Raw genomic sequence first — 13,154 nt, 5'->3', positions numbered from 1 at the left:
GCTCGTTACCAACGAGTGAGCCCTTCTCTGATCAGGATCGCCACCGCACGCATGCCCCGTACTCCTCTGTCGTCCGCTCCCACCGACGGTTCCGTCGACGCCGCCACCCCGGTCGTCCACCAGACCCGACGCGCTCGGATCGAGGCAGAGCGGGCCGCGGCGAAGGGCGCGGTCGTGGTGCAGGAGGCGCACGACTCGACGGGTCCGAGCTTCGACGACGTGATCGGTGCGGTCACGCCGGGAACCCCCGCGGCCCCCGTGTCGCCGATCGACCTCGCACCGGCGTCGCCCGTGCGCCCGGCCTCCCGCATCGTGACGCCGCCGGCCCCCACCTCGCCCGTCGTGCACGCGCAGCCGGCCGCTCGCGCTGCCTCGGTGTCGCAGCCGCGTCGGGTCGCTGGGCAGGTCCCCGCGTCGCGTCGTCGCAGCAGCCGTCCGGCGCCGACGGCCCCGGTCGACCGCGCGACCCGTCACATCCGTTCCAGCACCCCCGTCAGCGCACCGGCCCCGAAGCGTGGTGCGTCGTTCCGCCGGTCGGCCTCCCGTGTGACCGCGGTCGGCGCCCTGCTCTTCGCGGCCGGCCTGGTCGTGTCGACCTCGCTGCCGGCCCAGGCGCTCTGGGTGCCCGAGTCCGGCTCGACCGCGGCCCGTGCCAGCTCGGGTGCCACCCAGTCGATGCAGGTCGGTGCCGCTGCTGACGGGTCGACCGCCCGTGACCAGTTCACGGTCTCGGACGCCACGCAGTACGCGAACGTCGACTCCTCCAGCTTCACGAACGACCCGACCGGCACGATCCAGTGGCCGTTCCTGACGGGTGTCCCGATCACCTCGGGCTTCGGCGGACGCCAGGTCGCCGGGTGCTCGTTCTGCTCGACGAACCACATGGGCGTCGACTTCGCCCCGGGCGAGGGCACCCCGATCGGCGTCATCGCCGCCGGCACCGTCATCAAGGTGCAGGCGAACGACGGCGGCTTCGGCAACGACGTCTGGGTCGAGCACGACGTCGACGGCAAGCAGTTCGTCAGCGTCTACGGCCACATGGAGGACAACTCCTTCAAGGTGGTCACCGGCCAGCACGTCGAGGTCGGCGACATCCTCGGCCTCGTCGGCAGCACGGGCAACTCCACGGGCCCGCACCTGCACCTCGAGGTGCACGTCGACGGGGTCCCGGTGGACCCGCTGGCGTGGCTCAAGACCAACGCGAACTAGCTGCCCGCGACGCGGCACGCCCGGGCGTCTCGCCCGGTTCCGGAGCAGCGTCGGAGGTCTGCTATCCTCGTGTGGTGCCGTTCGCGGCACATCGCCCCGATAGCTCAGTGGTAGAGCACCTCCATGGTAAGGAGGGGGTCGTCAGTTCAATCCTGACTCGGGGCTCCGACCCGGTGCGCGTGCCGCTCCGGATCTCTGGCGGGGTAGCTCAGTTGGTTAGAGCACACGACTCATAATCGTGGGGTCGCGGGTTCAAGTCCCGCCCTCGCTACACGCAAGACCCTCTCGTCCAGGATCCCCTGGGTCAGGGGGCCTTCTCTGTTGCCGGCCCCACTTCGATTGCTGGGGCCCACCCACCGCGCGTTCAGTCCGCCGCCGGCACGTCGGCCGCGACGTTCTCCTGCGCGGCGAACTGGGTGCGGTGCAGCTCCTCGTACCGGCCACCCGCGGCCAGCAGTTCGTCGTGCGTGCCCCGCTCCACGATCGAGCCGTCCTCGACGACCAGGATCACGTCCGCGCTGCGGATCGTGGAAAGCCGGTGCGCGATCACCATCGCCGTCCGTCCCTCGAGCGCCTCGCCGAGTGCTGCCTGCACCGCTGCCTCGGAGGTCGAGTCGAGCGCCGCCGTCGCCTCGTCGAGGATGACGACGCGCGGCTGGGCGAGCAGGAGCCGGGCGATCGTCATCCGCTGGCGCTCGCCCCCGGAGAGCCGGTAGCCGCGTTCACCCACCATGGTGTCCAGCTGGTCGGGGAGGGACCGGATGAGCGGCTCGAGTCGCGCACGGCGGACGGCGTCCCACACCTCGTCGTCGGACGCCTCGGGCCGGGCGAACCGCAGGTTGGAGCGGATGGTCTCGTGGAACAGGTGGCCGTCCTGCGTCACCATGCCGAGGGTGTGCCGCATCGAGGCGAAGGTGACGTCGCGGACGTCCGTCCCGGCCAGGCGCACGGCGCCGCTGTCGACGTCGTACAGGCGCGAGAGCAGCTGTGCGACCGTGGACTTGCCTGCTCCGGACGAGCCGACCAGGGCGACGGTCTGCCCCGGTTCGATCCGGAACGACAGGCCGTGCAGCACCTCCTCGCCGCCGCGGGTGTCGAGCGTCGCGACCTCCTCGAGCGAGGCGAGGGACACCTTGTCGGCGGACGGGTACGCGAACCGGACGTCGTCGAACTCGACGGAGACCGGGCCGTCGGGGATGGTGACCGCGTCGGGCTGCTCCTGGATGAGTGGTTCGAGGTCGAGCACCTCGAAGACGCGCTCGAAGCTGACCACGGCGCTCATGATCTCGACCCGGGCGTTCGTCAGGCTCGTCAGCGGTGCGTAGAGCCGGGTGAGCAGGAGCGCCAGGGTGACGACCTCGCCGGTGTCCAGCCGGCCGGCGAGCGCGAGGAAGCCGCCGAGCCCGTAGACCAGCGCGAGGGCGAGCGCGGAGACGAGCATGAGCGCGGTGAAGAAGACGAACTGCAGCATCGCGGTCCGGACCCCGATGTCGCGCACCCGGGCAGCGCGGACGCGGAACTCCTCGGCCTCTTCGTCGGGCCGGCCGAACAGCTTGACGAGGGTGGCGCCGGGTGCCGAGAAGCGCTCGGTCATCTGGGTGCTCATCGCGGAGTTGTGGTCGGCGGCCTCGCGACGCAGGGCGGCGAGACGGCTGCCCATCCGGCGCGCGGGGACCAGGAACACCGGGAGCATGACGACGGCGAGCACCGTCACGAGCCACGAGGTGCTGAGCATGACGATCAGGGTGAGGACCAGCGCCACCAGGTTCGTGACCACGCCGGACAGCGTGCCGCTGAAGGCCTGCTGGGCGCCGATCACGTCGTTGTTGAGGCGGCTCACGAGCGCACCGGTCCGGGTGCGGGTGAAGAACGCGATCGGCATCTTCTGCACGTGGTCGAAGACGGCGGTGCGGAGGTCCAGGATCACGCCCTCGCCGATGCGCGCCGAGTACCACCGCGTCGTCAGCGACACGGCGGCGTCGGCCACGGCCACCAGCGCGATGACCACGGCCAGCCGGACGATCGTCGCGACCTCACCGCGGGCGACGATGACGTCGACCACCTGACCGGCGAGGACCGGCGTCGCGACCGCGAGGAAGGCGCCGACGACGGACAGGCCGATGAACACCAGCAGCTTCGCCCGGTACGGCACCGCGAACGTCAGGATCCGCCGGACGGACGCGCGGGAGAACCCGTGCTTGCCGCCCTGCGCGGACGAGATCTTGTACAGCGAGCTCCAGGCTGCGCTCTCCATGCTCATGGCGGTTCCTTTCCGGGGCCCCGGGCCCAACCTAGATGGCTGGCCGGGTCCCCGGTGACCGCTCCCGTGGCGGTGCGCCGCGCGGCCACCCGCCGGAGGCCGTCCGGCCGCCTACTGCGTGCGGTGGGAGCCGGTGTCCGTCCGCGTCGCGAGCACCCCGGCCGCACGGAACGCGTCCTCGACCGCGGCGGTGACCTGCTGCCAGGCGGCCCGTCGCCGGTTCGCTCCGATGCTGCCGCCCGACACGGCCGTGCCGTGCCCGGCCCGGCGCAGGGTGATCGTGGTGGTGGCACCGTCCACGACGGTCGACAGCTCGTACCGGCGGTACTCCCGGGCCGGCTGGACGAGCGCGCCGAGCAGGATCGTGAGCGTCCGGCTGCCCGCCGTCGCGGTCATCGTGCCACCCGTCGACTCGACGTGGTGGCCCGTGCGGCGCAGCGCGGCGGCCGCGACCTCCATGGCGGTGCACCGGTCTCCCGTGTGCACGGCGAACTCCGTCGTGGTGTCCATCGGCCCTCCCCGTCCCGAACGAACCCGTGCCGCACGGCACGCCCCGATTCCCCCGAATCGGTCTCAGACAGTCTAGCTGAAGCGTCCTCATCGATCACCGGCCTCCCGACGGGCCTCGGTAGACTGCCGTGGTGTCAGTGAACCCCGAGCTCGTCGGCAGGACGTTCCCGCCGGCCCAGCCCTACCTGGTCGGCCGCGAGAAGGTGCGCGAGTTCTCGCGTGCGGTCTTCGCGACCAACCCCGTCCACCACGACCCGGACGCCGCACGTGCCGCCGGGTACGACGACGTGGTCGCACCCCCGACGTTCGCCGTCGTCGTGCAGGAGGCCACGCTCGCGCAGCTCCTGAACGAGCCCGACGCCGGCATCGACTTCTCCCGCGTCGTCCACGGCGAGCAGTCCTTCACCTACGACCGGCCGATCGTCGCCGGTGACGAGCTCACCGCGACCCTGACGGTCACCAGCGTGAAGACCCTCGGCGGCAACGCGATGGTCACCGCCCAGAGCACCATGAACGACGCCGAGGGGGAGCACGTCGTCACGGCGACCTCCACCCTCGTGGTCCGAGGAGACGACGCATGACCACCGCACCCGCCACCGCGCTCGAGGTCGGCACCGTCGTCGCCGAGCGCGACGTGCACATCACGCGCGACTCGCTCGTCCGGTACGCCGGCGCCTCGGGCGACTTCAACCCGATCCACTACCGCGACGACGTCGCCGCCTCGGTCGGCCTGCCCGGTGTCCTCGCCCACGGCATGCTCACGATGGGCATCGCCGTGCAGCCGGTCGCCGAGTGGCTCGGCGACAGCGGCTGGGTCGCGGGCTACGGCGTCCGCTTCACGCGCCCCGTCGTCGTCGACCCGGAGCAGGGTTCCACCGTCGGCATCGTCGCGAAGGTCGGCACCGTCGACGAGGACGGCCGGCCGAAGCGCATCGACCTCACCGTGACCGCCGCCGGGCAGACCGTGCTCGGCAAGGCGCAGGTCACGGTGGTGTTCCGCTGACCGTGTCCGAGCCGGTGCTGGCCGACCTGACGACGCTCCGCGTCGGCGGGGCCGCCACCCGGCTGCTCACGGCGGAGACGACCGACGAACTCGTCGCCCACGCACTCGACGCCTTCGACGACCACGAGTGGCTCGTCCTCGGCGGCGGCAGCAACCTGCTGGTCGCCGACCAGGGCTTCGACGGCACCGTCGTGCTGGTCCGGACGACGGGCGTCGACGCCGACCGGGACGCCGACGGCGTCACCGTCCGCGTCGCCGCGGGGGAACCGTGGGACCCGTTCGTCGCCACGACCGTCGCGAACGGCTGGACCGGCCTGGAGGCCCTCAGCGGCATCCCGGGCACCGTCGGTGCGTCCCCGGTGCAGAACATCGGCGCCTACGGGGTCGAACTCGCCGACGTGCTCACCCGCGTCGAGTTCCTCGATGCGGCCACGGGGGAGCGCGCGTGGCTCCCGGCAGCCGAGCTGGCGCTCGGCTACCGCACGTCGACCCTCAAGCACGGTCGGCGCGGTGTCGTGCTGACGGTCGAGTTCCGACTCGGGCTCGCGGGGGAGCGCGGTGTGCCCGTGCAGTACGCGCAGCTCGCCGGTTCCCTGGGGGTCGAGCTCGGTGCGCTCGTGCCGCCCACGACCGTCCGCGACGAGGTCCTGCGGTTGCGTGGTTCGAAGGGCATGGTGCTCGACGGGGACGACCACGACACCTGGAGCGCCGGGTCGTTCTTCACGAACCCCATCGTCTCGCCGGCGTTCGCCGAGACCCTGCCGGCGGACGCGCCCCGCTGGTCCGCGGGCGACGACGTCAAGCTCAGTGCGGCGTGGCTCATCGAGCACGCCGGCGTGCACCGCGGGTACGCGGTGCCGGGCTCCCGCGCGGCGATCTCGTCCAAGCACACCCTCGCGCTCACGAACCGCGGCGGGGCGACGGCGGCGCAGGTGGCCGAGCTCGCACGGTTCGTGCAGGTGACCGTCCTGAACCGCTTCGGTGTCTCGCTCGTCCCGGAACCCGTCGTGGTGGGGGACCTGCTCGGCTGATCGTCCGCGCGACGGGACGGACGAGCACGACGCACCACGGGCCTCCCGGCACGCAGAACGGACCACCTCGACGAGGTGGCCCGTTCTGCGTTCCGCGGGGTGTCGTGGGCGCAGCGTCTACGCGAAGAACTTCGCCAGTCTGGCGACGCCCTCGGCGATGTCGTCGTCGCCCAGGGCGTACGACAGGCGCAGGTAGCCGGAGGGGCCGAAGGCCTCACCCGGCACGACCGCGACCTCGGCGTGCTCGAGGATCAGGTCTGCCAGCTCGAGCGTGGTCGTCGGGGTGGTGCCGGCCCACTCGCGACCGAGCAGTGCGGTGACGTCCGGGTAGACGTAGAAGGCGCCCTGCGGGGTCGGCGTGCGGAAGCCCGGGATCGCGTTGAGGCCGTCGACGATGGCCTTCCGTCGGCGGTCGAAGGCCTCGCGCATGGCGGCGACGGGTTCCTGCGGACCGGTGAGGGCGGCGATCGCGGCGCGCTGCGACACGTTCGAGACGTTCGACGACAGGTGCGACTGCAGGTTCGACGCGGCCTTGACGGCGTCGGCCGGGCCGATGAACCACCCGACGCGCCAGCCGGTCATCGCGTAGGTCTTCGCGACGCCGTTCACCAGGATCGTGGTGTCGGCGAGGGCGGGGACCTCCGCCAGGATGCCGGCGAACCGGACCCCGTCGTAGACCAGGTCCTGGTAGATCTCGTCGCTGATCACCCAGATGCCGTGCTCGAGCGCCCACTCGCCGATGGCCCGGGTCTGCTCTGCGGAGTAGACGGCGCCCGTGGGGTTCGACGGCGAGCAGAACAGCAGCGCCTTGGTCGCCGGGGTGCGGGCGGCCTCGAGCTGCTCGACCGTCACCAGGTAGTCCTGGTCGCTGCCGGCGAAGACCTCGACGGGCTCGCCGCCGGCCAACCGGATGGCCTCGGGGTAGGTGGTCCAGTACGGCGCGGGCAGCAGGACCTCGTCGCCGGCGTCGACGATGGTCTGGAACGCCTGGTAGACCGCCTGCTTGCCACCGTTCGTGACGATGACCTGCGACGGCTCGACGCTGACGCCGGACACCCGGGTGGTCTTGTCGGCGATGGCCTGCTTGAGTTCGGGCAGGCCCGTCGCGGGCGTGTAGCGGTGGTTCTTCGGGTCCTGCGCGGCAGCGACGGCCGCGTCGACCACGTGCTGCGGGGTCGCGAAGTCCGGCTCACCGGCGGCGAACGAGATCACCGGACGACCGGCGGCCTTGAGTGCCTTGGCCTTCGCGTCGACCTTGAGCGTCGCGGACTCGGCGATGGCCGCGATGCGGGACGCGATGCGCGGACGATCGACCGGCGCGGTGGCGAGGGTGTCGACGGACACGTGGGCGGTGGACTCGGGGCCTGGGGCTGCGGTGCTCACGGGGCCCAGCCTACCGGCGCGGCACGCCGTGGAAGGGGCCAAGTGGACACCGTGTGACGGACTCCCGTAGACTCGTCCACCGGAACGCGGATCGGTGACGAATCGTGTCCGAAGGGCGGTGGCTCAATTGGTAGAGCAGCGGTCTCCAAAACCGCAGGTTGCAGGTTCGAGTCCTGTCCGCCCTGCAACTCTGGAAGGGTAGAAGTTGGCGAGCAAAGACATGGAGACGACGGCGGATGACGTCGTCGCCAAGGCGAAGCAGGACCGGGCCGAGCGCCGCGGGCCCATCGCTGCCATCGTGCTCTTCATCCGCCAGGTGATCGGCGAACTGCGCAAGGTCGTGACGCCGACCCGCAAGGAACTCTTCAGCTACACGGGCGTCGTGCTCGTGTTCGTCGTCGTCATGATGATCCTGGTGTCGATCCTCGACTTCGTGTTCGGTCTCGGCGTCGGGTACGTCTTCGGCAACGGGCCCACGGCCTGACCCCGACGTCGACTGCCGTGTGCGGTCGTTCCGAGGAGTACGGTCGCCCGAGACGGCGTCGATCGTGACGGCGTCGCTCGTGACCATGAACGAACGCCACCCCGACCCGAACCACCGAACGGAAAGAATCGACTGTGTCTGACAACTCCCGCGATGACATCGACCTCGCGACGGCTGCCGAGCAGTCCTCCGAGGTCGAGGAGAACCAGGAAGGCGACGTCGAGACCGGCGAAGGACGCTCCGTCGAGTCCGCTGAAGAGCGTGCGATCTCGATCGAGGGCGACGACGACGAGTCCCTCGGCCTCAGCTCCGAGCCCGACGACGGCACCGTCGACGCCGGCCTCGACGAAGCACTGACGGCCCTGCAGGAAGCCCGCGACCCCGAGGCCGACGCCGTCGTGGACGACGCCCTCGAGATCGACTCCACCGACGAGGCCGAGGCCGCCGTCGAGGCCGTCGAGGACGAGGAAGAAGTCGAACTCGAGTCCGAGACCGCCGCCGAGGCGAACGAGACGCTCGCCGCGGACGAGGCACTCGACGCCGAGGACGAGGACGACGAGCCCGCCGAGGTCGACCCGTACGAGGCCTTCAAGGCCGAACTGCGGATGAAGCCGGGCAAGTGGTACGTCATCCACTCCTACGCGGGCTTCGAGCGCCGCGTGAAGTCGAACATCGAGAACCGCATGGTCTCGATGTCGATGGAGGACTACATCTACCAGGTCGAGGTCCCGATGGAGGACGTCGTCGAGATCAAGAACGGGCAGCGCAAGCTGGTCACCCGCGTCCGGATCCCCTCGTACGTGCTCGTCCGCATGGACCTCAACGAGGACTCGTGGTCCGTCGTCCGGCACACCCCGGGCGTCACCGGCTTCGTCGGCAACGCGCACAACCCGACGCCGCTCCGTTTCGACGAGGCGTTCGGCATGCTCAAGTCCCTCGTGCAGGTCGCCGAGGCCGCCCCGACCAAGGGCGGCGCGAAGGGCAGCGGCCTGCAGGCACAGCCCGCAGCCGAGGTCGACTTCGAGATCGGCGAGACGATCACCATCAAGGAAGGCTCGTTCGCGGGCCTGCCTGGTTCGATCTCCGAGATCAAGCCGGAGAGCGGCAAGCTCACCGTCCTCGTCTCGCTGTTCGAGCGCGAGACCCCGGTCGAGCTCAGCTTCGACCAGGTCACCAAGCTCTAGCGACCACCCAGCTGTAGCGATCACCGAGATCGACTACACTGAACGGGTTTGGGCCCGCGCGCCTCGTGCGAGCGGGCCTTCACCGCTGTCCGGAACGGCCGGACCAGCGGGAGAGTGCACGGATCCCCGTGTGTTCGATTCCAGGAGGAAGACAAGTCATGGCACCGAAGAAGAAGGTCACGGGCCTGATCAAGCTGCAGATCAACGCGGGAGCCGCCAACCCGGCCCCCCCGATCGGTCCGGCGCTCGGTCAGCACGGCGTCAACATCATGGAGTTCTGCAAGGCGTACAACGCGGCGACCGAGTCGCAGCGTGGCAACGTCGTGCCGGTCGAGATCACCGTCTACGAGGACCGTTCGTTCACGTTCGTCCTGAAGACCCCGCCGGCCGCTGAGCTCATCAAGAAGGCTGCTGGTGTGCAGAAGGGGTCCTCGACCCCGCACACGGTCAAGGTCGCGAAGATCTCGATGGACCAGGTCCGTCAGATCGCCGAGACCAAGCAGGCCGACCTGAACGCCAACGACATCGAGCAGGCCGCGAAGATCATCGCCGGCACCGCACGCTCGATGGGCATCACGGTCGAGGCCTAAGCACCGATCGGGCTCCGGCCCACCACCAGACACCTTTCCGTGGGAGAGCCTCGCCGGCTCGCCAACCACGTATCTCGCAAGGAGACCACCATGGCGAAGAAGTCCAAGGCCTACCAGGCCGCGGCCGCGAAGATCGAGGCCGACAAGTTCTACACCCCGACCGAGGCCGTCGCCCTGGCCAAGGAGACCGGTTCCTCGAAGACCGACTCCACGGTCGAGGTCGCGCTGAAGCTCGGCGTGGACCCCCGCAAGGCCGACCAGATGGTCCGCGGCACGGTCATCCTGCCGCACGGCACGGGCAAGACCGCCCGCGTCATCGTCTTCGCGACGGGTGCGGCTGCTGAGGCCGCCATCGCCGCCGGCGCCGACGAGGTCGGTGGCGACGAGCTCATCGCCAAGGTCGCCGAGGGCTACACCTCGTTCGACTCCGCCGTCTCGACCCCGGAGCTCATGGGCAAGGTCGGTCGTCTCGGTAAGGTGCTCGGCCCGCGTGGCCTCATGCCGAACCCGAAGACCGGCACCGTGACCCCGAACGTGGCGCAGGCCGTCAACGACATCAAGGGCGGCAAGATCGAGTTCCGCGTCGACAAGCACGCCAACGTGCACTTCGTCGTCGGCAAGGCCTCGTTCACGCCGGAGCAGCTCGACGAGAACATCTCGACCGCGCTCGAGGAGATCAACCGCCTCAAGCCGTCGTCCTCGAAGGGCCGTTACGTCATGAAGGGCGCCGTCTCGACGACCTTCGGACCCGGCATCCCGCTGGACGTCAACAGCATCTGAGTCCACTGACTCGTGGAAGGACCCGCACCGGCAACGGTGCGGGTCCTTTCCGCATGTGGGGCGCGTGTCCCGATAGCGTGGAGCCGTGCGCACCCTCGTGAACTCGCTCCGACTGATCGCCGTCATCGCCATCGTCGTCGCGGTCGTGGCGCAGTGGCTCGAGAGCTCGCAGACCCCGACCTACTCGTTCTGGAACTTCTTCGGCTACTTCACCATCCAGTCGAACCTGATCATCGCCGTGGCCCTCGCGGTGACGCTCGTCGCCGCGGCTCGTCGCAAGCGGGCGGACCTCGCCGTCTCGGTGCTCCGTGGCGCCGCGACGGTGTACATCGCAACGACCGGCATCGTCTACAACACGCTGCTCACGGGCGCGAACGTGTCGGCCTCGGTGCCGTGGTCGAACGACATCGTGCACAAGATCATCCCGGTGTACGCGGTGCTCGACTGGCTGCTGTTCTCGGACCGCGCACGGCTGCTGCTCCGCCACGTGTGGTGGTTCCTGCTCTACCCGGCAGTCTGGACCACCGTGGTGCTCGTCCGCGGCGCGACCGACGGGTGGGTGCCGTACCCGTTCCTCGATCCGGCGCAGGGCTACGGCGTCGTCGCGATCTACGTGGTCGGGATCGCGGTCTCGATCACGCTGCTCGGCATCCTCGTCGTCGGGATGAGTCGGCTACGGCTGGTGAAGGTCTAGGAGCGGAAGCCGCGGAGCTTGTCGAGCACCAGGTCGGCGAGCTGCACGAGCCCGCGGATCTGGTCGTCGTCGCGGTCGACCCAGCGGCACTCGGGTTCGTCGGCGACCGGCACGAACCCGTCGTGGCGTTCCCAGACGAACAGGGTGCGGTCGGCACCGAGCACGTACTGCTGCCACCAGATCTGCCGGAGGTAGTGCCGGGGGATGCTCCGCCAGGCCTTGCCGGTGGTCTTGATCTCGGCGAGCACCACGCGGGACGACTCGTCGACCCCGACGCCGTCCGGGGTGGCGAGGTGGGCGCGGTTCGCAGCGGCGTGGAAGAGGTGTGCCGAGGGCTGGATGCCGTGGGTGGCGGCCACCCAGGCGGCGATGACCGGTTCGCGGTCCTTGCCGTGCTCGGTGAACGCGTTGCCGGAGAACCGGGAGCCGTAGCGCTTCTCGGTGACGACGGCCTCGACGGCGCGCAGTGAGGCGAGCCGGGCGACGTCGGTGGCGGTGATGCCCATGGCGCGGGCGCGGAGCCAGGCGACGCGGTCCGAGGAGTGCGCGACGATGCGCTCGGTGTGGCCACGCAGGGCGGTGAACGCATCACGCGCAGCCGGGACCGGCGCGGACGACCCGGGAAGGGCCTCCAGACCGGGGTCCAGGTCGCCCCACAGGGTGGGCTGCACGATCGTCACCCGACGATTGTCCCCCCGACCACCGGCAAGACCGAAACCGACGCGCTCACGCGACCGCGGGTGTGCGTCAGGAGACGAGTTCGCGGCCCTCGGCGAAGGCGACCAGCTCGTCGACCCCGGCGGGGGAGAGGGCGTAGCCGATGGCGAGAGCGGCGGCCCCCTGCAGCGCGGCGAGGGACCCGGCGCGGGACTGCACGATGACGAGGTGCTCACTGGCCAGGGGCATCGAGCGGGAGTAGACGACCTCGCGGACGCCGGCGAGCAGGTGCTCACCGGCCTGCGTGATCGATCCGCCGAGTGCGATGACGGACGGGTTGATGAGCGAGATGCAGGTCGCCAGGACCTCGCCGATGTCCCGACCGGCCTGTCGCACGGCGTAGATCGCGTCGAGGTCGGACCGGTTCACCAGGTCGATCACGTCCGCACCCGTGTGCACGTCGTGCCCCTTCGCGCGGAGGGCGCGGGCGATCGCCGGACCGGAGGCCACGGCCTCCAGGCAGCCGGTGTTGCCGCAGTGGCAGGGGACGTCGCCGGCGCGGGAGACCCGCACGTGGCCGATGTCACCCGCGGTGCCCTGGGCGCCGCGCTGCAGCCGGCCCTCGGAGACGATGCCGGACCCGATGCCGGTGGCGACCTTCACGAACAGCAGGTGGTCGACGTCCGGCCAGCCGTGCTCGCGCTCACCGAGGGCCGCGATGTTGACGTCGTTGTCGAGCAGCACGTGGGCGGCGATGTGCTGACGGAGCCACGAGGGCACGTCGAAGCCGTCCCAGCCGGGCATGATCGGCGGGTTGGCCGGGCGGCCGGTGGAGAACTCGACCGGTCCGGGGACGCCGATGCCGATCGCGATGACGTCCTGTCGGCTGCGCCCGACCTCGGCGAGCAGGTCGTCGATCGTCTCGACGAGCCAGGACAGCGTCGGCACCGGACCGGCGGCGATGTCGATCCGGGCCTCGCGGGTGGCGAGTGGTGCCGCGACCAGGTCGGTGACGGCGACGCGACCGTGCGAGGCACCGAGGTCGGCGGCGATCACGAGGCGGGCGCGGGGCTTCAGCGCCACCTGGGCGGGCGGACGGCCGCCGGTGGAGACGGCGGTGTCCACGGCGCCGACCAGCCCGATGTCGATCAGGGAGTCGAGGCGCACGCCGATGGTGGAGCGTGCGAGTCCTGTCAGTGCGGCGAGCTCGGCCCTGGTGCGCGGCACGCCGTCGCGGAGGATCTGGAAGAGCTCGCTCGTCCCGACCGGAGGCGACGCTGCCGTCCGGTTCAAGTCGACCATGTGGGGAGTGAAGCACACATCGTTCGCGCCACGCAATGAAGTCCGTCGACATTCCTCGGACTTCTGC

The 13,154-nt window shown here is 70.5% G+C and carries 14 protein-coding genes and 3 tRNA genes; 12 read left to right on the top strand and 5 right to left on the bottom strand.

Annotation, left to right across the window (positions count from 1 at the left end):
* The first annotated feature begins 51 nt into the window (after nt 1-51).
* The 3 genes from DEJ08_RS12760 (at nt 52) to DEJ08_RS12750 (ending at nt 1,480) form a co-directional block, all read left to right on the top strand.
* The gene (locus tag DEJ08_RS12760) at nt 52-1,209 is read left to right on the top strand and encodes a M23 family metallopeptidase (protein ID WP_111046785.1); all 1,158 of its coding nucleotides are present in this window, start codon (nt 52-54) and stop codon (nt 1,207-1,209) included.
* A 93-nt stretch (nt 1,210-1,302) separates the two neighbouring features.
* Nucleotides 1,303-1,374: transfer RNA gene (locus DEJ08_RS12755), tRNA-Thr, on the top strand.
* Between the two features lie 32 nt (nt 1,375-1,406).
* A tRNA-Met gene (locus DEJ08_RS12750) sits at nt 1,407-1,480 on the top strand.
* Between the two features lie 93 nt (nt 1,481-1,573).
* On the opposite strand, the gene DEJ08_RS12745 is transcribed toward DEJ08_RS12750, so the two are convergent.
* Together DEJ08_RS12745 and DEJ08_RS12740 are read right to left on the bottom strand one after the other, a co-directional pair.
* Nucleotides 1,574-3,469, bottom strand: a complete 1,896-nt coding sequence (locus DEJ08_RS12745; protein WP_111054367.1) for an ABC transporter ATP-binding protein — start codon at nt 3,467-3,469, stop codon at nt 1,574-1,576.
* A gap of 111 nt (nt 3,470-3,580) precedes the next feature.
* On the bottom strand, nt 3,581-3,979 hold the full coding sequence (locus DEJ08_RS12740; RefSeq protein WP_071406316.1) for a hypothetical protein: 399 nt from the start codon (nt 3,977-3,979) through the stop codon (nt 3,581-3,583).
* 131 nt (nt 3,980-4,110) lie between these two features.
* Here DEJ08_RS12740 and DEJ08_RS12735 point away from each other — a divergent pair, with 131 nt between their 5' ends.
* The 3 genes from DEJ08_RS12735 to DEJ08_RS12725 are packed head-to-tail and all read left to right on the top strand — an operon-like array spanning nt 4,111 to nt 6,013.
* The gene (locus DEJ08_RS12735) at nt 4,111-4,560 is read left to right on the top strand and encodes a MaoC family dehydratase N-terminal domain-containing protein (RefSeq protein WP_084741396.1); all 450 of its coding nucleotides are present in this window, start codon (nt 4,111-4,113) and stop codon (nt 4,558-4,560) included.
* Nucleotides 4,557-4,982, top strand: coding sequence for a MaoC/PaaZ C-terminal domain-containing protein (locus DEJ08_RS12730; RefSeq protein WP_111054366.1), 426 nt, complete (start codon nt 4,557-4,559; stop codon nt 4,980-4,982). Before DEJ08_RS12735 ends, DEJ08_RS12730 begins: the two co-directional genes overlap by 4 nt.
* A gap of 2 nt (nt 4,983-4,984) precedes the next feature.
* Complete coding sequence (locus DEJ08_RS12725) at nt 4,985-6,013, top strand: UDP-N-acetylmuramate dehydrogenase (RefSeq protein ID WP_084741383.1); 1,029 nt, start codon at nt 4,985-4,987, stop codon at nt 6,011-6,013.
* Between the two features lie 117 nt (nt 6,014-6,130).
* Here the strand turns inward: DEJ08_RS12725 and DEJ08_RS12720 are convergent, their stop codons facing one another.
* Complete coding sequence (locus DEJ08_RS12720; protein WP_111054365.1) at nt 6,131-7,357, bottom strand: pyridoxal phosphate-dependent aminotransferase; 1,227 nt, start codon at nt 7,355-7,357, stop codon at nt 6,131-6,133.
* A gap of 151 nt (nt 7,358-7,508) precedes the next feature.
* On the opposite strand from DEJ08_RS12720, the gene DEJ08_RS12715 reads away from it, so the two are divergent.
* The 6 genes from DEJ08_RS12715 (at nt 7,509) to DEJ08_RS12690 (ending at nt 11,128) form a co-directional block, all read left to right on the top strand.
* Nucleotides 7,509-7,581, top strand: a tRNA-Trp gene (locus DEJ08_RS12715).
* 35 nt (nt 7,582-7,616) lie between these two features.
* A complete protein-coding gene (gene secE / locus DEJ08_RS12710; protein WP_371830607.1) occupies nt 7,617-7,880 on the top strand; it encodes a preprotein translocase subunit SecE in 264 nt (87 codons plus the stop codon).
* 134 nt (nt 7,881-8,014) lie between these two features.
* The gene (gene nusG / locus DEJ08_RS12705) at nt 8,015-9,064 is read left to right on the top strand and encodes a transcription termination/antitermination protein NusG (protein ID WP_071406319.1); all 1,050 of its coding nucleotides are present in this window, start codon (nt 8,015-8,017) and stop codon (nt 9,062-9,064) included.
* Nucleotides 9,065-9,222: 158 nt separating this feature from the next.
* Complete coding sequence (gene rplK / locus DEJ08_RS12700; RefSeq protein ID WP_017888638.1) at nt 9,223-9,654, top strand: 50S ribosomal protein L11; 432 nt, start codon at nt 9,223-9,225, stop codon at nt 9,652-9,654.
* 90 nt (nt 9,655-9,744) lie between these two features.
* Complete coding sequence (gene rplA, locus DEJ08_RS12695; protein ID WP_017888639.1) at nt 9,745-10,434, top strand: 50S ribosomal protein L1; 690 nt, start codon at nt 9,745-9,747, stop codon at nt 10,432-10,434.
* 85 nt (nt 10,435-10,519) lie between these two features.
* Nucleotides 10,520-11,128 carry a Pr6Pr family membrane protein gene (locus DEJ08_RS12690; RefSeq protein WP_071406320.1) on the top strand — a complete coding sequence of 203 codons (609 nt, stop codon included), beginning with the start codon at nt 10,520-10,522 and terminating at the stop codon, nt 11,126-11,128.
* Here DEJ08_RS12690 and DEJ08_RS12685 read toward each other — a convergent pair.
* Both DEJ08_RS12685 and DEJ08_RS12680 read right to left on the bottom strand, forming a co-directional pair.
* The gene (locus tag DEJ08_RS12685) at nt 11,125-11,808 is read right to left on the bottom strand and encodes a YqaJ viral recombinase family protein (protein WP_110861533.1); all 684 of its coding nucleotides are present in this window, start codon (nt 11,806-11,808) and stop codon (nt 11,125-11,127) included. The two genes, DEJ08_RS12690 and DEJ08_RS12685, sit on opposite strands and share 4 nt — an antisense overlap.
* Before the next feature lie 67 nt (nt 11,809-11,875).
* Nucleotides 11,876-13,087, bottom strand: coding sequence for an ROK family transcriptional regulator (locus tag DEJ08_RS12680; RefSeq protein WP_110863395.1), 1,212 nt, complete (start codon nt 13,085-13,087; stop codon nt 11,876-11,878).
* Nucleotides 13,088-13,154: the final 67 nt, after the last annotated feature.

This window comes from Curtobacterium sp. MCLR17_054 (assembly GCF_003234335.2).
In the GTDB taxonomy this organism is placed as follows: Bacteria; Actinomycetota; Actinomycetes; order Actinomycetales; family Microbacteriaceae; genus Curtobacterium; species Curtobacterium flaccumfaciens.
This window is presented reverse-complemented; position numbering and strand designations above follow the sequence as displayed.